16 protein-coding genes and 1 other annotated feature are annotated in these 17797 nt (G+C 43.2%); of the genes, 11 read left to right on the forward strand and 5 right to left on the reverse strand.

From position 1 onward, the window contains the following. Positions 1 to 494: 494 nt before the first annotated feature. A complete protein-coding gene (locus tag DVB69_RS01020) occupies positions 495 to 1946 on the forward strand; it encodes an alpha-amylase family glycosyl hydrolase (protein ID WP_116015696.1) in 1452 nt (483 codons plus the stop codon). Between the two features lie 97 nt (positions 1947 to 2043). On the opposite strand, the gene DVB69_RS01025 is transcribed toward DVB69_RS01020, so the two are convergent. Together DVB69_RS01025 and DVB69_RS01030 are read right to left on the reverse strand one after the other, a co-directional pair. After that, positions 2044 to 2892: a DegV family protein gene (locus DVB69_RS01025; protein ID WP_116015698.1), complete on the reverse strand. Its 849-nt coding sequence runs from the start codon at positions 2890 to 2892 to the stop codon at positions 2044 to 2046. A gap of 17 nt (positions 2893 to 2909) precedes the next feature. Next, a complete protein-coding gene (locus DVB69_RS01030; RefSeq protein ID WP_116015700.1) occupies positions 2910 to 3725 on the reverse strand; it encodes a Cof-type HAD-IIB family hydrolase in 816 nt (271 codons plus the stop codon). Between the two features lie 135 nt (positions 3726 to 3860). Between DVB69_RS01030 and DVB69_RS01035 the strand changes: the two genes are divergently transcribed. The 3 genes from DVB69_RS01035 to DVB69_RS01045 all read left to right on the forward strand — a co-directional run bounded on the left by DVB69_RS01035 (position 3861) and on the right by DVB69_RS01045 (position 7345). Continuing rightward, positions 3861 to 4646 carry a prolyl oligopeptidase family serine peptidase gene (locus tag DVB69_RS01035; protein WP_116015702.1) on the forward strand — a complete coding sequence of 262 codons (786 nt, stop codon included), beginning with the start codon at positions 3861 to 3863 and terminating at the stop codon, positions 4644 to 4646. A 52-nt stretch (positions 4647 to 4698) separates the two neighbouring features. Then, entirely contained in the window at positions 4699 to 5007 is a 309-nt protein-coding gene (locus DVB69_RS01040) for a metal-sulfur cluster assembly factor (protein WP_039042094.1), read from the forward strand. A gap of 196 nt (positions 5008 to 5203) precedes the next feature. Further along, on the forward strand, positions 5204 to 7345 hold the full coding sequence (locus DVB69_RS01045) for an ATP-dependent Clp protease ATP-binding subunit (RefSeq protein WP_116015704.1): 2142 nt from the start codon (positions 5204 to 5206) through the stop codon (positions 7343 to 7345). Between the two features lie 202 nt (positions 7346 to 7547). Here the strand turns inward: DVB69_RS01045 and DVB69_RS17425 are convergent, their stop codons facing one another. Both DVB69_RS17425 and DVB69_RS01055 read right to left on the reverse strand, forming a co-directional pair. Beyond that, a complete protein-coding gene (locus DVB69_RS17425) occupies positions 7548 to 7772 on the reverse strand; it encodes a hypothetical protein (RefSeq protein ID WP_147300745.1) in 225 nt (74 codons plus the stop codon). 112 nt (positions 7773 to 7884) lie between these two features. Next, the gene (locus tag DVB69_RS01055) at positions 7885 to 8070 is read right to left on the reverse strand and encodes a DUF2929 family protein (protein WP_116015708.1); all 186 of its coding nucleotides are present in this window, start codon (positions 8068 to 8070) and stop codon (positions 7885 to 7887) included. A 187-nt stretch (positions 8071 to 8257) separates the two neighbouring features. On the opposite strand from DVB69_RS01055, the gene DVB69_RS01060 reads away from it, so the two are divergent. The 3 genes from DVB69_RS01060 (at position 8258) to DVB69_RS17985 (ending at position 10856) form a co-directional block, all read left to right on the forward strand. Further along, the gene (locus tag DVB69_RS01060; protein ID WP_116015710.1) at positions 8258 to 9190 is read left to right on the forward strand and encodes a beta-ketoacyl-ACP synthase III; all 933 of its coding nucleotides are present in this window, start codon (positions 8258 to 8260) and stop codon (positions 9188 to 9190) included. Between the two features lie 79 nt (positions 9191 to 9269). After that, positions 9270 to 10508 (forward strand): beta-ketoacyl-ACP synthase II, encoded by a 1239-nt coding sequence (fabF, locus tag DVB69_RS01065; RefSeq protein WP_116015712.1) that lies wholly within the window; start codon positions 9270 to 9272, stop codon positions 10506 to 10508. Positions 10509 to 10637: 129 nt separating this feature from the next. Continuing rightward, on the forward strand, positions 10638 to 10856 hold the full coding sequence (locus DVB69_RS17985; RefSeq protein WP_483315844.1) for a YuzI family membrane protein: 219 nt from the start codon (positions 10638 to 10640) through the stop codon (positions 10854 to 10856). Here DVB69_RS17985 and trpS read toward each other — a convergent pair. Continuing rightward, a complete protein-coding gene (gene trpS, locus DVB69_RS01070) occupies positions 10813 to 11799 on the reverse strand; it encodes a tryptophan--tRNA ligase (RefSeq protein ID WP_116015714.1) in 987 nt (328 codons plus the stop codon). The genes DVB69_RS17985 and trpS overlap by 44 nt on opposite strands. A 54-nt stretch (positions 11800 to 11853) precedes the next feature. Continuing rightward, positions 11854 to 12073 (reverse strand) — a binding site (T-box leader). A 443-nt stretch (positions 12074 to 12516) separates the two neighbouring features. Here trpS and spxA point away from each other — a divergent pair. The 4 genes from spxA (at position 12517) to pepF (ending at position 17041) form a co-directional block, all read left to right on the forward strand. Further along, entirely contained in the window at positions 12517 to 12915 is a 399-nt protein-coding gene (gene spxA, locus DVB69_RS01075) for a transcriptional regulator SpxA (protein ID WP_025786060.1), read from the forward strand. A 281-nt stretch (positions 12916 to 13196) separates the two neighbouring features. After that, on the forward strand, positions 13197 to 13859 hold the full coding sequence (mecA, locus tag DVB69_RS01080) for an adaptor protein MecA (RefSeq protein WP_116015716.1): 663 nt from the start codon (positions 13197 to 13199) through the stop codon (positions 13857 to 13859). Positions 13860 to 14021: 162 nt separating this feature from the next. After that, positions 14022 to 15179, forward strand: a complete 1158-nt coding sequence (locus DVB69_RS01085) for a competence protein CoiA (protein WP_116015718.1) — start codon at positions 14022 to 14024, stop codon at positions 15177 to 15179. Between the two features lie 53 nt (positions 15180 to 15232). Beyond that, the gene (pepF, locus tag DVB69_RS01090; protein ID WP_116015720.1) at positions 15233 to 17041 is read left to right on the forward strand and encodes an oligoendopeptidase F; all 1809 of its coding nucleotides are present in this window, start codon (positions 15233 to 15235) and stop codon (positions 17039 to 17041) included. Positions 17042 to 17797: the final 756 nt, after the last annotated feature.

Raw genomic sequence — 17797 nt, forward strand, 5'->3', positions numbered from 1 at the left:
CAGGATTGACTTATTTTTGAATACGGGTTTTAGTTTTCTTCGGAAACCATGGCGACGGTGGGGATGGTTTGGTAGTATTAAGTGATGAGTTATGATCACATTTCGGGATTTATGAGCGGAACGCGTTGGTTATGATCACATTTCGGGATTTATGAGCGGAACGCGTGGGTTATGATCACATTCCGGGATATATGAGCGGAATGCGTGAGTGATGATCACATTTCGGGATTTATGAGCGGAACGCGTGAGTTATGATCACATTCTGGGATATATGAGCGGAACGCGTGGGTTATGATCACATTCTGGGATATATGAGCGGAACGCGTGAGTTATGATCACATTTCGGGATTTATGAGCGGAACGCGTGGGTTATGATCACATTCCGGGATATATGAGCGGAATGCGTGAGTGATGATCACATTTCGGGATTTATGAGCACATCCCATGGGGTATGATGACACCCAACGGATTTATTGTAGAAGGAGGCTTTTTTAGTGAACGTCAAACGATTACTTGGCATAATAATGATGGTTCTATTGCTGGCAACGACAGCACTTCCAGGCTTGGTTTCTGCTAAGGCGGAACGGACCTTGAAAGACGAGAGTATATATGATTTATTGGTTGACCGTTTTAATAACGGAGACGGACGAAATGATGTCGATACGAATGCACAGGATGTGTCGGCATTTAATGGCGGCGATTTCTCCGGGATTTCTCTCCGTTTGCAACATATTTTAGATATGGGCTTCACGGCGGTTTCGATCGGACCTGTTTTCCAGACTGCTTCTTATGACGGCAACGAAGTGCTGGATTACACGAAGTTGGAGAAACATTTTGGTACAGTCGAAGACTTTAACTCAATGCTTAAGGAATTGCATGATAAGGACGTTAAAATCATCGCGGATTTCCCATTAGCAGGAGTGAGCAAAGATCACGTATGGGCTAACAAACTTCCTTTCACAAAAGGTGAAGGCAATACGATTGATTGGAAAGCAGACGATGCCGACGTACAACGGAACCTTGAAGAGGCGATGGTCGACTTCGTGAAGACGTATCCGTTAGATGGAATTCGTTTGACGAAAACGCAAGGGTATTCGAAAGAAGTACTCGACCATTTCATTGCGGCGCTAAAAAAAGCATCCCCTAAATTGTATGTATTGTCTGGTGAAGAAACTGACGCAAATGTAGACTCGCAGCCAAATGATGCTTCCATGGAAGCGTTACGTCAATCATTCGTTAAAGTGGATCCCGACTCCTCTCCAATGAATCAATTTGAAACGGAACATTCCAAGGACTTGATTCAATTCGATCAGTTAACGGGACCGCGCTTCACGTACGACATCGTGGAACAGAGAATGTTTCCACCGACACGTTGGAAAGTAGCCGTTACTGCGCTCTTTACGTTACCTGGAATTCCCGTCATGCCGTATGGTACAGAGATTGCGGTGAATGGGAAAGAAGCTCCTGAAAGTCATCCGTTGTTTAACTTTAAAACGGATATGGAATTGAAAGAGTTGATTGGGAACCTGAATTCACTTCGTAACCAATCAGATGCTCTTCGTAACGGGAACTTTAAAATGCTTCACAACAAAGATGGGTATATAGTTTATAAAATCTACGATGAAAACGAATCGTGGATTATTGCTATCAACAATACATCTAAAACACAAAGTTATGCTATGGACGCGGAAGAAATCGGAAGTAAGAAACGATTACGTGGAATGCTGGATAGTGATCAAATCGTGGAAACCGAAGATGACAAATACCACGTCGTTGTAGATCGTGAAATGGCAGAAGTCTATTTGGTGAAAGAGGACAAAGGATTCAATGTCCCCTATCTAATTGCATCGATCATGGTGTACGTCTTGTTCCTGAGCTTCCTATGGGCAGTTTGGAGAAAAGGTCGTAAAGCACGTCAAGAACGAAAAGATGCAGCGAAGAAGTAAGGATGAAAGAGAGCGCATATGTGCTCTTTTTTGTTTGGAAAAAGGCACAATTTAAAAGTAGCCCAGTTGCCATTAAATATAGGCGACTGGGCTACTTTTATTGTTTGTTCAAGAAAAATACTGCGAGTGTTCCGGGGCCAGCGTGTGAGCCGATAACGGAACCGATCATGTGAATTTGAATTTCTTTAGGATGAAACTTCTCTTCGATCAAGTCACGCAATTCAATTGCGCCTGCTTCGTCGTCACCGTGACTAATTGCAATCACTTGCTCAGACACATGATCTCCGCGTTCTTCCATAAGTTCTAGAATTCTACGGAACACTTTTTTGCGTCCGCGATGCTTCTCAATCGGCACTAATCGTCCACTCTCCACATGAAGCAACGGTTTGATGTTCAATAACCCGCCGAAAAATGCGCTTGCTTTCGAGACGCGACCGCCTTTTGCGAGGTAATCGAGATCTTCAACTGTGAACAAATGCTCCATGTTGCCCGCCATTTTACGAATTTTGCGCTCAATGGTCCGCACGTCTTCTCCAGTATCCCGTAAGCGAACTGCTTCTTGAACGACTAATCCACAGCCAAGTGATGCACAACGCGTATCGATGACGATTAAGTTCATGCGCGGATTGCCTTCTTTCACCTGATCCCGCATCATGACAGAGGTCTGATATGTACCCGACAATTCGGAAGAGAATGCGATATAAATCCCGTCTTCTCCAGTTTCTGCAAATTCTTTCCACAATGCGAGAACCCGATCTGGAGAGACTTGTGACGTTTTCGGCTGCTTGCCAGCACGGATCGCTTGGAATACTTCTTTTGAGTCAATATCCACAATATCCTGATATTCTTTTCCATCCAGCAACACTGTCAAAGGCAGTAGCGTAACATCATTTTCATCTAAATACGATTTGGGTAGGTCACAACCACTATCTACGAAAATTTTCATGGGAATCCTCCAATCGCTTATAAAGTTTTTAAATTAAGTCGTTCTTGTAACATTATGGCAATGCCGTCTTCGTTATTCGTCAATGTCACTTCATTTGCAATCGATTTCAGCTGATCAATACCGTTGCCCATTGCCACACCGATCCCGGCGTAATCGATCATCTCTAGATCATTGTCTTCATCCCCGAATGCAATAATTCGTTCTTGTGGTATACCAATCCACTCCGAAACTTTGGAAATTCCAACTGCTTTGTTGAGTCCATGACGAATGACTTCGACAATTTCCCAAGGAGCTCCCCAGCGTCTATGCTCAATGACTTCAGCATGAACTTCTTCTAAATGCTTGCGAATCGGATCAGCCATCCCTTTGCCTCCTTGAATGAGAAGACTCGTTGGATTCACTTGAAGGAGCTGGCGAATATCGCCTTCTTGAATTTTCGGGCTACCAGAGCTGAAGATATCGAGTAACTTTTCGTCGTGATAATGCAAGTAGACGTCATCCATGACTTCCGCCACAATGTTTTTCAAGTTGAAGTCGGCCATGGCGTCGACGACATCTTTAGCAACAGACAAATCAATCGTTTCATGGACAGTTTTCCATGTTCGATCAGTTGGGTGATGCACGAATGCTCCATTGAAGTTAACAATTGGAGTTTTCAGTCCGAGCTGGCGGTAATAGATTTCACTGGAACGATAGGGGCGTCCCGTTGCAATCATGATTTGATGACCTTCCGATTCCGCTTGTTTGAGTGTAGCTAGCGTTTTTTCAGAGATTACTTTTTTATCATTTAATAATGTTCCGTCTAAATCGAGTACAATTAAATGAGATTTCATGGCAAAACGCCTCCTTCTTCATTCAAGTGTATCCTTTCAGCTGCATGCAAGTCAAAAGTAATCACACGTGCGCAACTTTTGTTTTTTTAGAAAAACATTGGTATGCTCAATTAAACTAAAGACGAGGTGTAGCGGATGATTATCAGAGAAGAACAATGGGGTTCCGATGGCCAAAATCCAATCCCTTTATTGCATATTGTAGATGAACAACAGGAATCGTCTGAGATGCCGGTTGTCATTTTTTTTCATGGTTTTACGAGTGCGAAAGAGCATAACTTACATTACGCATTTAATATAGCGAAAAGAGGAATCCGAGTACTCTTACCTGAAGCCCATCTCCATGGTGTCCGCTCTGAAGGACTGGATGAAGTCCAGCTCAGTTTGCGGTTCTGGGAAATCGTCTTGACTTCCATTGAAGAAGCAGGTGTCTTACAACAACAATTGAAAGAAAAAGGATTGTTAGCATCTGGTCGAATTGCATTTTCAGGCACGTCCATGGGAGGAATTACGACGCTTGGGTGCCTAGCAGCGTATCCATGGATCCATAGCGCAGCAGTCATGATGGGAGCACCGGGATATGTGAAACTTGCAAAAGGGCAAATGAAGCAGTTTGAGAATAAAGGATTCAAGCTTCCGATGAAAGATGAAGATGTCCAAAAGTTATTGAATACGCTCGCTGAATTTGACTTAACTCAACATCCAGAACGTTTGAATGGACGCCCCGTCTTTTTCTGGCACGGCATGAACGATACCATGGTGCCGTTTGAGCCGACGCATCATTTCTACAATGCTGTAAAAGAGAAATACAACGACCACCCAGAAGACTTTGAATTCATGGTGGACGAGCATGCAGGTCACGCCGTTTCAAGATCTGGAATGTTACGTGCGGTGGACTTTATGGCAGACAATTTGAATGATTGAGCTCATTTTGCTATGATGTGAACAACGAATTGAAATGGAGAGGGGAATTCCAATGGCTGATGAAATGAAAGAAAGCATGATGGGCGCACTTGAAAACGTAATTGACCCTGAGCTTGGTGTAGATATAGTCAATCTAGGTCTCGTCTATGATGCAGAATTGCTTGAAGGCGGAATCGGTAAAGTAACAATGACACTTACATCAATCGGTTGTCCAATGGGACCGCAAATTGTTGCGAACGTGAAACAAGAACTAATGGAGCTTCCTGAAGTGAAAGAAGTGGAAGTTGATATTGTTTGGAATCCACCTTGGTCACGCGAGAATATGTCACGCTATGCTAAAATGGCACTTGGCGTCCGATAAATAAACAAAAAATGATCCGATTAGTGAGTTTTTCACTGGTCGGATTTTTTGTCGTTTTAACCGAATCAACTTAGGAAATACTAGTTAATGAGACCTAAGCTTTTGACTTTACACACACGAAAAAGCGAGGTATACTAGTATTAGTCAAAGATAGTCAAAGTCAAACAACCTAACAATAATAACGAGGTGATGGTTCATGAGAATGGACGGCGTACAAGAAGATCAGCGTTCCCCATTAGAACAATTTGGGCGCAACCTAGTAGATGATGTAAAAAACGGAAAAATGGATCCGGTTATTGGCCGGGATGAAGAAATTCGTAATGTGATCCGGATTTTATCTAGAAAAACGAAGAACAATCCAGTGTTGATTGGTGAACCGGGTGTTGGGAAAACGGCAATCGTGGAAGGGTTAGCACAGCGTATTGTGAAAGGTGACGTACCTGAAGGATTGAAAGACCGCCAAATTCACGAACTAGATATGAGTTCTTTAATTGCAGGCGCAAAATATCGTGGTGAATTTGAAGAACGGCTAAAAGCCGTGTTAAAACAAGTGAAAGACAGTAATGGTGAAATTATTTTGTTCATTGATGAAATTCATACGATTGTCGGAGCAGGGAAGACTGAAGGCGCGATGGATGCGGGAAACATGTTGAAACCGATGCTTGCTCGAGGGGAATTGTATTGTATTGGTGCAACTACTTTGGACGAATATCGGATGTACATCGAGAAAGATCCAGCTCTTGAGCGACGCTTTCAACAAGTATTGGTACGCGAACCATCCGTTGAAGATACAATTTCCATCTTACGCGGGTTAAAAGAGCGATTTGAATTGCACCATGGTGTTCGCATCCATGACCGTGCACTTGTTGCTTCTGCAACATTGTCGGATCGTTATTTGACGGAGCGATTCATGCCCGACAAAGCGATTGACTTAATGGACGAAGCAAGTGCGATGATCCGTACTGAAATTGATTCAATGCCACAAGAGCTCGACCAAGTGACTCGTCGTATTTTACAGTTGGAAATCGAAGAACAAGCGTTGACGAAAGAAAAGGACCCTATCAGTCAGAATCGACTCGCTGCCTTGCGTGACGAGTTAAAAGAGTTGAAAGAGTCTTCATCAGGCATGCGGGAGCAATGGGAAAGCGAAAAGAAAAAGCTCCAGGAAGTACAAGATGTGCGCGAAAAGTTGGATCGCTATCGTCGTGAGCTAGAAGATGCTGAAAACAAATTCGACCTGAACAAAGCCGCAGAATTACGTCATGGTAAAATTCCTACTTTGGAACATCAACTTCATGAATTGGAGGATCAGTTTAAAGGCGGGGAAGAGAACCGTCTGATTCGTGAAGAAGTAACAGAAGACGAAATCGCCATGATTGTGGCGCGCTGGACCGGTATTCCTGTGACGAAGTTGATGGAAGGCGAACGCGAGAAGTTATTGCGTTTGGCGGATACATTGAAAGAGCGTGTCATCGGTCAAGATAATGCTGTTCAACTTGTAACGGAAGCAGTATGGCGTGCCCGTTCAGGCATTAAAGATCCTGACAAACCGATTGGATCGTTCCTGTTCTTAGGGCCAACGGGTGTTGGTAAAACGGAGCTTGCGAAAACACTTGCAGGTACGTTGTTCGACTCTGTGGATCATTTCATCCGTATCGATATGTCGGAGTATATGGAGAAGCACAGCGTATCCCGACTTGTGGGAGCACCTCCAGGATATATTGGGTATGAAGAAGGTGGACAGCTGACAGAAGCGGTTCGCCGCAATCCCTATTCGGTTGTCTTATTGGATGAAATCGAGAAAGCTCATCCAGATGTTTCAAATATTTTATTGCAAATCTTAGATGATGGTCGAATTACGGATAGCCAAGGGCGGCTAGTGAGCTTTACAAATACAGTGGTCATCATGACATCCAATATTGGCTCTCAATATTTAATGAGCGGACAGTTCGAATCTGAAGAACATGCGGCAGAAGATTTAGTGATGGCGGAGCTACGGAATCACTTTAAGCCGGAGTTGCTGAATCGAATGGATGATATTATCATCTTCCACTCATTAACAGGAAATGCATTTGCTCAAATCGCGCACAAGATGCTGGATGATCTCGTTCGTAGATTGGGCGGTCAAGACATCCCATTAACGTATGAAGAACCTGTACTCGATTGGGTCGTTGCAGAAGGAACCGATGCGGATTTCGGAGCACGCCCATTAAAACGGTTCATTCAACGCTATGTGGAAACGGCGGTGGCTAAGGAAGTCATCAAAGGTGATTTGGAGGAAGGGCAGCGTCTGCATCTTCGTATGAAGGACGGGGCCTTGGTTGTAGATACGTTATAAATAAGGATTCAAGCCACTTTTCGTGTGATGCGATGAGTGGCTTTTTTCGTGTGGAAGGGAATGTAGTTATTAGATTCAGGGAAGCAGCAAGATTCGGTCGTAACCCGCTCGTTTCGGCGTACAACCCGCTCGTTTCGGAGCACAACCCGCTCATTTTGGAGCACAACCCGCTCATTTCGGCGTGCAACCCGCTCGTTTCGGACTACAACCCGCTCGTTTCGGCGTGCAACCCGCTCGTTTCGGCGTGCAACCCGCTCGTTTCGGAGCACAACCCGCTCATTTCGGCGTGCAACCCGCTCGTTTCGGCGTGCAACCCGCTCATTTCGGCGTGCAACCCGCTCATTTCGGCGTGCAACCCGCTCGTTTCGGCATGCAACCCGCTCGTTTCGGAGCACAACCCGCTCGTTTCGGAGCACAACCCGCTCATTTCCCACAGCACCCGACAGTCAACCCGCTCAATAGCTTACAATCGACTCTCATCATCAACTTCTGCACAAAAAAACAGCAAAAGGGAAATCTCCCTTTTACTGTCATGAGGATCAATGTTCTGCAACTGGCTCGTCCGGGATAATCGCTGAAATAGCGAAAATCAAAATAGACAAAACGAGTGAGACAATGATTCCAGTTGTAAATTCAAACGTCGGTACGTTCGCAATGGCGCCGGCTACATAGTTAAGCATGGAAACCAATAGGAATGACCAAACAAATGTCATGATGAACTTCATCGAAATCACCTCTAGAATACTTTTTCACCTTTCATCATATCATAGCGCCGCTTGTTTCGAAACTTAATTTCCAACGTCCATAAAAGAGTTTGACGGTTTCGTGTCTCCATTGTTGAAAAAATTTGCGATATCCACTATCATTGATACCAGGTACTAACAATAGATAACAAGGAACGGGGTATGAGCAATGGGTGTAGGACTTCTAAGTATTGGCAAGTATGTCCCTGAACACGTGCTGACAAACGCAGATCTTGAAAAAAGAATGGATACATCAGACGAATGGATTCGTACGCGCACAGGAATTGAAGAACGCCGAATTGCAGACAATAGTACAGATACATCAGATATGGCTTACGCCGCTGCAAAAGAAGCAATCGAAAAAGCAGGTATTGAGCCTGAACAAATCGGAATGATCTTAGTGGCAACAGTGACGCCTGATCAACCGTTTCCATCCGTAGCAACGATGCTCCAAGCACGTCTTGGTGCTAAGAATGCCGCTGCAATGGATATCTCTGCAGCATGTGCCGGCTTCATGTACGGAGTTGTGACTGCTAAGCATTTCGTGGAAGCTGGCACACATGATTATGTACTGGTAGTCGGTGTTGAAAAACTATCTAAAATCACCGATTGGAAAGATCGCAACACGGCTGTCTTGTTCGGAGATGGCGCTGGAGCGGGAATTGTTGGGAAAGTAAGCGGAGACCGCGGTATTCTTTCATTTGAACTTGGTGCAGATGGAACAGGTGGCGAGCATCTTTATCAAGACCGTTATTTGAAGATGAATGGCCGTGAAGTGTTCAAGTTTGCGGTTCGTCAAATGGGGCAATCTGCTGTTAACGTCATTGAAAAAGCAGGACTTTCAAAAGAAGACGTCGACTTCCTGATCCCTCATCAGGCAAATATTCGAATTATGGAAGCTTCACGCGAACGACTCGAACTTCCTCCAGAAAAAATGTCTAAATCGGTTCATAAATATGGAAATACTTCAGCAGCATCGATTCCAATCTCGTTACATGACGATATCGAAGAAGGTCGCGTAAAAGACGATGACATTCTCGTACTTGTCGGTTTCGGCGGTGGCCTCACTTGGGGCGGCATTTGTATGCGCTGGGGCAAGTAAGTCAACAAGACATTTATCACACTAAACCATACAGATGGAAGCAACTATGCTATCTATGAAACGAAGGAGAGTTCAACTAATGGAAAAACGACGCGTAGTCATTACCGGAGTCGGGGCCGTTTCCCCGGTAGGAAATACGGCTGAGGAATCATGGCAGTCCGTTCTTGACCGCAAGTCAGGTATAGGGCCGTTGACACGACTTGATACTGAGTTATTCCCGGTGAGTGTTGCTGCGGAAGTAAAGGACTTTGACATCGAAGACTACTTACCAAAAAAAGATGCTCGCAAAATGGACCGTTTTACGCATTACGCAATGGCGGCTTCCATCATGGCGATGAAAGATGCAGGACTTGAAGAGTTGGATGAAGAGACTGGCCTTCGAACAGGGGTTTGGATCGGCTCAGGAATCGGCGGAATGGAAACTCACGAAAAGCAGTTCCTTACATTCCAAGAAAAAGGATATCGTCGTGTTAGTCCGTTTTTCGTTCCAATGATGATTCCGGATATGGCTTCTGGTCAAGTTTCCATTCACTTTGGTGCGAAGGGCATTAACTCTTGTACCGTAACAGCATGTGCATCAGGCACAAACTCAATTGGAGATGCATTCGAAGTAATTCTTCGAGGCGATGCAGATGTCATGATCACAGGGGGAGCTGAGGCTCCAATCACAACGATGTCTGTAGCTGGATTCTGTGCAAATACAGCATTATCTCTAAATCCAGATCCAAACACCGCTTCACGTCCGTTTGATAAAGAACGCGATGGATTTGTTATTGGTGAAGGTGCAGGCATTCTCATCTTGGAAGAGTATGAACATGCAGTAAAACGTGGTGCGAAAATATACGCTGAATTAGTGGGCTATGGGTCTACAGGGGACGCACACCACATTACAGCACCTGCTCCTGAGGGCGAAGGTGCTGCGCGTGCGATGCAACAAGCGATTCTAAAAGCGGGCATCTCACCTGATGAAATCGGCTACATCAATGCACACGGAACGAGTACGGGATATAACGATTTGTATGAAACAATTTCAGCGAAAACCGTATTCGGCGATCATGCATACAAGCTTGCAATTAGTTCAACGAAGTCGATGACAGGTCATTTGCTCGGAGCAGCAGGTGGACTAGAAGCAATCTTTACTGCAAAAGCGTTGCAAGAAGGGATCTTGCCACCAACAATTAATTATGTAAATCCGGATCCCGAGTGTGATTTGGACTACATTACCGATGGACCCCGTAAAGCAGACATCACATATGCGATGAGCAACTCACTTGGATTCGGTGGTCATAACGCATCACTTATCTTCAAGAAAATCTAATACATTTTAACAAAAAAAGAGCTACTCGGTTTAATTTCCGAAGTAGCTCTTTTTTCTTGTGTAGCGTGTCAGTCTTAAAATGTGGATAACTTTCATATAGTAGGACAAAACTAAAAAAGGACCGATGTCATGACGCGACTGTTCTTCTTCCTACTGAGCTATGGCCTCATTGTGACGACCTGTACCACGATGATTACGTATTTAAACTACACATCGATGGGATTTGATGTAAAGACTGTTGGGCTTTTCATCCTGCAATCTGCAGACTTTGCGCTATTTATAGGGGCCATCTTCTTATTATTGCTTACCGTTTACGTCCGAGTCCCATCGCGGCTTCCATTTTCGTAAGAGTTTTGGATGCAATTGCATTCGCTTTAATGGCGCCTGCATCTAGAATCTCATCCAATTTTTCTGATTCCATCAATGATTGATAAGTTTCTTGGATGGGTGCTAGGTGATTAATGACGCTTTCAGCAACTCCCGCTTTAAAAGCACCATAGCCTTGACCATCATACTTAGCAACAAGATCCTCCACAGAAACCCCCGTTAATGCAGATTCGATGATCAATAAATTCGAGACACCTGGCTTATTCTCGATGTCAAAACGGACAACTCCTTCAGAATCCGTTACGGCGCTTTTAATTTTCTTCTCGATTTGTTTCGGTGTATCCATTAAGAAAATCGTGGACTTTTGATTTGGATCCGATTTACTCATCTTTTTTAATGGATCTTGCAGCGACTTAATGCGGGCACCAACTTTTGGTATGCGCACTTCTGGGATCGTCAACACTTCCGAATAACGGCGGTTGAATCTCTCAGCCAAGTCACGTGTTAACTCCAAATGTTGTTTCTGATCTTCTCCGACAGGGACAACATTTGTATTGTAGAGGAGAATGTCTGCTGCCATAAGTGGCGGATACGTGAGCAAACCAGCAGACACACCATCTTGCCCATCCGATTTATCTTTGAACTGGGTCATCCGCTCGAGTTCTCCGATGGAAGACGTACATTGCATAATCCATCCTGCTTGAGCGTGTGCGGGTACTTCCGATTGGATGAAAAGAACAGACTTCTCAGGATCAATTCCACTCGCGATATACGTCGCAGCGAGCGAACGGATGGCTTCTTTCAGCTTATCTGGATCTTGCTGAACGGTAATCGCATGCTGATCCACGATACAGAAAATACATTCCGCCTCATGCTGAAGCTCAATGAATTGCCGAAATGCTCCAATATAGTTCCCTAACGTAATAATACCTGTCGGCTGTACACCTGAAAAAATAGTTGTCATAGTTGCTTCCTCCTTAAATTTAAACACAAAAAAACACCGACACATCCCTATAAAAATAGGGACGGTCGATGTGTAGGAACCGCGGTGCCACCCGAATTGCCCGAAGGCCACTCAAAACCCCGTAACGCGGGGGAACGCAGTGGAAAAGTAGTGTATTCTACTCATTCTACCGAGCTCGGGAGCCCATTCCTCTTAACCGCTCCACCTGTTCACACCACCCACAGGCTCTCTTTAGAAGCTACATTAAAAGTACTTGTTCCGTCTTAGCCGTTGCTATAATTTCAGTAAGTATAATATGTTTATTCCTGGAATGCAAGTTCTATTCGGTTTTAAATTGAGTTCTTGGGGAATACTCAAAATAATCATCGAAAACTTCAATCTTAATTGGAACCTTTTGGTGTTTAGAACGTACTAGTAGACAAGAACACATTTTCACTTCGATTTTGTAATTGATAATACGAATTGTAGAAAATTGATGTTTAATCTCTTTCTGAAAAGGGAATAACAAAAGAGATTACATAAATATCTTGCTTAAGATTTGGCGTTTATTGCGGAATTGTTACAATCTTGAACAGCACAAGAAATAATTTTTAAAAAGTGTATTCATTGGGAACAAATGTGTGTATAATAGTAAATATGAACATTAAATTAAAATAATTCTAATGTAAAAAAGGTAGTCACCATTATATGAAGCCGATTGAAAGGGAGTGTCAGCAAATGGGCGTTACATTATTTACATCACCAAGCTGTACATCATGTCGAAAAGCGAAAGCATGGTTGGAGGAACATGAAATTCCTTACGAGGAGCGTAACATTTTCTCTGAACCTCTAAATATTGATGAAATCAAACAAATTCTTCGAATGACTGAAGACGGAACAGATGAAATCATATCAACTCGCTCTAAGATCTTCCAAAAACTAAATGTTGACGTTGAGAGCTTGCCGCTACAACGATTATATGAATTGATCCAAGAACATCCAGGTCTGTTAAGAAGACCAATCATCTTAGATGAAAAGCGTCTTCAAGTAGGTTATAATGAAGATGAAATACGCCGCTTCTTGCCTAGAAAGGTTAGAGCCTATCAGTTACTAGAAGCACGTCGCATGGTAAACTAACGAATACTTATAAATAAGCTGATAGGGGATGTCATGGTGAATGCCGTAAACCTATCAGCTTTTTCCATTCTCCTGGTTTCCGTGGACGATGCATCAGATGGATTCTACTCAGTAACTTGGCGTAGATAGTGGCTATTCTTCGCTAAAAAAAATTTGTCTGCGATGTTCGAGGCAAAACCCTTTCGTTACTGGTGAATTGAACATATAGTAGAAGAAGCATCGCGGGAACGAAAAAAGAAGTTGGACAGCACGTCTACTTCAGGGGAAAGGAGAGAATAATCATGGAGATCGAGAGAATCAATGAGAATACGGTTAAATTTTACTTGTCTTATATGGATATCGAAGAACGTGGCTTTACTCGTGAAGAAGTGTGGTATAACCGCGATAAGAGTGAGGAATTGTTTTGGGATATGATGGAGGAAATCGATTCGGAGTCTGACATTGAATTTGAGATTGAAGGACCTTTATGGATTCAAGTGCATGCAATGAGTGGTGGGATTGAAGTCCTTGTTACACGCGCTCAGTTACCTGAAGAAGGGGAATCGACAGAATATCCTTATGGCATTGACGATCCTCGTAAACTCTTCCAGCCTGAACTTGAAGCATCGATTGACTCTTCTGAGTCGGCAAATGATCCAGTTACAGATAGCAGAATGGCAACAGCACGTGAGTTGTTCGTTTTCAAAGAATTTGATGATTTAATTCCTTTGGCTTCTCAACTTTCTGATCTTGATGAAACGACTGCATTATATGCGTTCGAAGAGAAGTACTACTTGTATATAGACTATAGTTCATCAGATAAAGAAACCTCAGATAAAATTGATGTGGAAAGCATTATTCTTGAGTATGGAACGCCTACGAATTTGACGATCCATCGATTGAAAGAATATGGAACAGAAGTAATGGGTTCTAATGTATTCCAAACCATTGAATCTTATTTCTAAATGATTTAAAGCCACCTTTCGAGGTGGTTTTTCTTTTGACTAAAATTATGTGATAGTCAGGAGCGCGAAGCCTTGAATTTTTTATTTCGTTATGAATAAATCAATGTTGAAGTTTAAATTTGCTATTTCACCTAGTAATTCGTAAACTATTCAGAGAAAGGAGTGTTTGATATTCTTACAGCAAAGTTAACCGATGGAACACCCGTTGTTCTCGATGATACGGTTAAACGAGAGCACCTGAGAACGTGGCGTACCGAGCAACAGTTCCGTTGTCCACAATGTGGTGAACGTGTTTTATTGAAAGTTGGTTCGATACGGGTTCCTCATTTTGCACATGAAGTGGACTCAACCTGTTCTGCTAGCTTTTCCGAAGGGGAGTCAATTCCACATCTTCAAGGAAAACAGCTACTGCACTCGTTCTTTCGACGCTTAGAAAAACCATCTGTATTGGAACCGCTTATCCCTCAACTCGCACAGCGCCCTGACCTGCTTGTAGAGCATGATGGTGAATCTGTTCCGATCGAATTCCAATGCAGCCGATTGCCTGAAGAAATAAAATTCAATCGGACTGAAGGATACAGATCTTTAGGAATGGAACCTATTTGGATTTTACAAACTCCTGAAAAGTATAGGGAGCGACCTGAAGGCATGGGACTATTCAGTTTTTCGGCGTTCCATCAACTCTTCTTTACAAAGAGCCTATCCCCAGAAGACACACTGCTCACATTATCCCCTGACACAAAGCAATTCCATTATTTTAGTCATCTTCTACCTATCGATGGAAATCGCTTCATCGCAATCCATCGCAAATTACCCACTCACTTACAAACCTTTCCATTCGCGCGTCCGAAACTACCTGATCACCATATGCTCCTCCACTATTATAAGTCCTACAAAATACACAGGACGACGTACTTGCAGCGGTCCATCTTTTTAAATCGACGTGGCGTCCAGAATCCTTTTTTACGCCATTGCTATGAACTAAAACTCCATCCAACAGAACTTCCCTTGTGGATAGGTGTGCCTGTAAAAGGAAATCGTGCATTTGCTGTTCATGACTGCGAGTGGCAGCTTGGTTTACTCCACTTGATGAGACGTTTCGAGCTTTCGCCGACCCGCGTTCCAATCCAGCGATTGCGCCGATTTGTACATGACTATACGGGCCGTAGCGAGCAACAGATTGAAGCCTGCATGGACTATTTACAATTCCTTCAAAGATTTGAATGGAAAAAGAAGGAGTCCATCCCGAATGCACGAATAGAGAAAGAGATTGTTCACATACTTCTAGAGCGATTCCTTGCAATACAGATAGAAAATTGAGAAAATGGTAGAAGATTCGATTCCCGAATTATCGGGATCAAGGAGGAATTACATTGGCTGAGAAATTACTTACGCGTGATGAAGTGAACGTTGAAGAAACATGGAACTTGGAAAACATCTTTGAAAGCGATGCGGCATGGACTACGGAATACGAGGAGATTGAAAAACTATCCTCGCATGCAGAATCTTACCAAGGAACGTTGAATGATGGGCCGGAAGCGCTTTTGAAAGCACTTACTTATCGGGACGAACTCTCACAGCGGTTAGGGATGCTCTACACATATTCACATTTAAAGACAGATCAAGATACAACAAATAGCACGTACCAAGCGATGGATAGCCGTGCCAAGTCATTGGCTGTCAAAGTTTCCACAAAGCTTTCATTTTTCTTACCAGAGTTGCTTTCCATTGATGAAGCTAAGCTCGATCAACTAGTAGAAGAAAATGAAAGGCTTTCTCTATACAAACAAGAAGTGAAGGAATTGAACAACATGCGTCCGCATGTGCTTCCAGCGGAGCAAGAAGCGCTGATTGCTCAAATGTCTGAAGTTGCACAAGGTTCATCCAAAACTTTCAGCATGTTGAACAATGCAGACTTGACGTTCCCGACCGTGAAAAATGAAAAAGGGGAAGAAGTTGAGCTATCTCAAGGGCGCTTCATTAACTTCCTGGAAAGCCCAGACCGTTCTGTACGCGAAGAAGCGTTCAAAGCGATGTATGCAACATATGGTTCGTTCAAAAACACATTTGCATCTACACTGTCTGGAAATGTGAAGACGAATAATGTCAATGCTACCGTCCGTAATTATGAATCTGCTCGTGATGCTGCTTTGTCAAACAACCATATTCCGGAGCAAGTGTATGAGAACCTCGTGAATACAATCTCGGATAATGTTGGGTTGCTACACCGCTATATCGCGCTTCGCAAAAAAGTATTTGAATTGGACGATCTCCACATGTGGGATCTCTATGCGCCACTTGTGAAAGATCTTGATATGAAGATCACTTATGAGGATGCAGCAAAGACGATGCTTGAGAGCTTTGAACCAATGGGTGAAGAGTATCGTTCCATCATTAAAAAAGGCCTCGAAAGCCGGTGGGTAGATGTCCGTGAGAACAAAGGGAAACGTTCAGGTGCGTATTCTTCAGGTTCATATGGCACGAACCCATACATTTTAATGAACTGGCAGGATAATGTGAATAACATGTTCACGTTGGCTCACGAATTTGGTCATAGTGCACACAGTTATTATTCACGTGCAAACCAGCCATATATCTACAGCGGTTATTCTATCTTTGTAGCTGAAGTGGCTTCAACTGTAAATGAAGCATTGCTCAACGATTACTTGTTGAAGACAACAGATGATGATCAGAAACGTATTTACCTATTGAATCACTGGTTGGACGGATTCCGTGGAACTGTATTCCGCCAGACAATGTTTGCCGAGTTTGAGCACAGAATTTATCAGTTGGATCAGCAAGGCGAGGCATTGACAGCAGAGAAGCTTACCGAAGAGTACTATGCTTTGAATGAAAAGTATTTTGGCGGCGCTATGACTGTGGATGAGGAAATCGGATTAGAGTGGTCACGCATTCCTCACTTCTACATGAATTATTACGTGTATCAATATGCAACAGGATATAGTGCGGCGGTTGCGTTGAGCCATCAAATCCTTACAGAGGGTGAGCCTGCTGTAGAGCGCTATGTGACAAACTTCTTGAAGGCAGGATCATCTGATTATCCAATTGAAGTGTTGAAGAAAGCCGGAGTCGATATGACAACGACTGCACCAATTGAAGAAGCGTGTCGAGTATTCGAAGAGCGTTTGAATGAGTTGGAAGAATTGCTCGCCAAACAGTAATTTTTAAATTTAATATACCAAAATAATGATTTAACAGACATTCATGTGCATTGCATATGAATGTCTGTTTTGCTATGCGGAAAGTAATCCTGTAAGTAAGCGTTTTCAAGGATATCATTTGTGACAAATCGATGAAATCGATTGTGAATTGTTGATGTAACAATTATTTTGTGATAGATTTAACTTGTGAATGAAACTCACAAACCAAACATACACCCCTTTTGTTTGAACGTGAACATTTTTCCCATTCCCTTTATACGAGCACCGCTTCCCCCCAGGAGCGGTGTTCTTTTTAATTTGGAAGAGGATATCTGAGAAAGCGTGTCTGTAAAGGGAATAGTGATCATAACCACTGGAAAGCGCTCATAAATGGTGGAAAGTGATCATAACCACTGGAAAGCGCTCATAAATCAGGGAAAGTGATCATAACCCGTGGAAAGCGCTCATAAATGGTGGAAAGTGATCATAACCTCTGGAAAGCGCTCATAAATCGGTGAAAGTGATCATAACCCTTGGAAAGCGCTCATAAATGGTGGAAAGTGATCATAACCCTTGGAAAGCGCTCATAAATCGCGAAAAGTGATCATAACCACTGGAAAGCGCTCATAAATCGCGAAAAGTGATCATAACCGGTGAAGTCCATATAATTGTGTAAATAGGAAAAGGCCTTTCCATTCCTGTGATAAAATGTTTTCAGCGACGATAACATTGGAGGAATGGAAAATGGCCCAACTTAATTTTACCTTAGACATGGAT

The organism is Sporosarcina sp. BI001-red (assembly GCF_003384035.1).
In the GTDB taxonomy this organism is placed as follows: domain Bacteria; phylum Bacillota; class Bacilli; order Bacillales_A; family Planococcaceae; genus Sporosarcina.

Excerpts from the sequence above, each read along its gene's own strand:
- DVB69_RS01025 (WP_116015698.1), bottom strand. The coding sequence starts at position 2,892 with ATGAAAATTTTCGTAGATAGTGGTTGTGACCTACCCAAATCGTATTTA.
- DVB69_RS01030 (WP_116015700.1), bottom strand. The coding sequence starts at position 3,725 with ATGAAATCTCATTTAATTGTACTCGATTTAGACGGAACATTATTAAAT.
- DVB69_RS01035 (WP_116015702.1), top strand. The coding sequence starts at position 3,861 with ATGATTATCAGAGAAGAACAATGGGGTTCCGATGGCCAAAATCCAATC.
- DVB69_RS01040 (WP_039042094.1), top strand. The coding sequence starts at position 4,699 with ATGGCTGATGAAATGAAAGAAAGCATGATGGGCGCACTTGAAAACGTA.
- DVB69_RS01045 (WP_116015704.1), top strand. The coding sequence starts at position 5,204 with ATGAGAATGGACGGCGTACAAGAAGATCAGCGTTCCCCATTAGAACAA.
- DVB69_RS17425 (WP_147300745.1), bottom strand. The coding sequence starts at position 7,772 with ATGAGCGGGTTGTGCTCCGAAACGAGCGGGTTGTGCTCCGAAACGAGC.
- DVB69_RS01055 (WP_116015708.1), bottom strand. The coding sequence starts at position 8,070 with ATGAAGTTCATCATGACATTTGTTTGGTCATTCCTATTGGTTTCCATG.
- DVB69_RS01060 (WP_116015710.1), top strand. The coding sequence starts at position 8,258 with ATGGGTGTAGGACTTCTAAGTATTGGCAAGTATGTCCCTGAACACGTG.
- fabF (WP_116015712.1), top strand. The coding sequence starts at position 9,270 with ATGGAAAAACGACGCGTAGTCATTACCGGAGTCGGGGCCGTTTCCCCG.
- DVB69_RS17985 (WP_483315844.1), top strand. The coding sequence starts at position 10,638 with ATGACGCGACTGTTCTTCTTCCTACTGAGCTATGGCCTCATTGTGACG.
- trpS (WP_116015714.1), bottom strand. The coding sequence starts at position 11,799 with ATGACAACTATTTTTTCAGGTGTACAGCCGACAGGTATTATTACGTTA.
- spxA (WP_025786060.1), top strand. The coding sequence starts at position 12,517 with ATGGGCGTTACATTATTTACATCACCAAGCTGTACATCATGTCGAAAA.
- mecA (WP_116015716.1), top strand. The coding sequence starts at position 13,197 with ATGGAGATCGAGAGAATCAATGAGAATACGGTTAAATTTTACTTGTCT.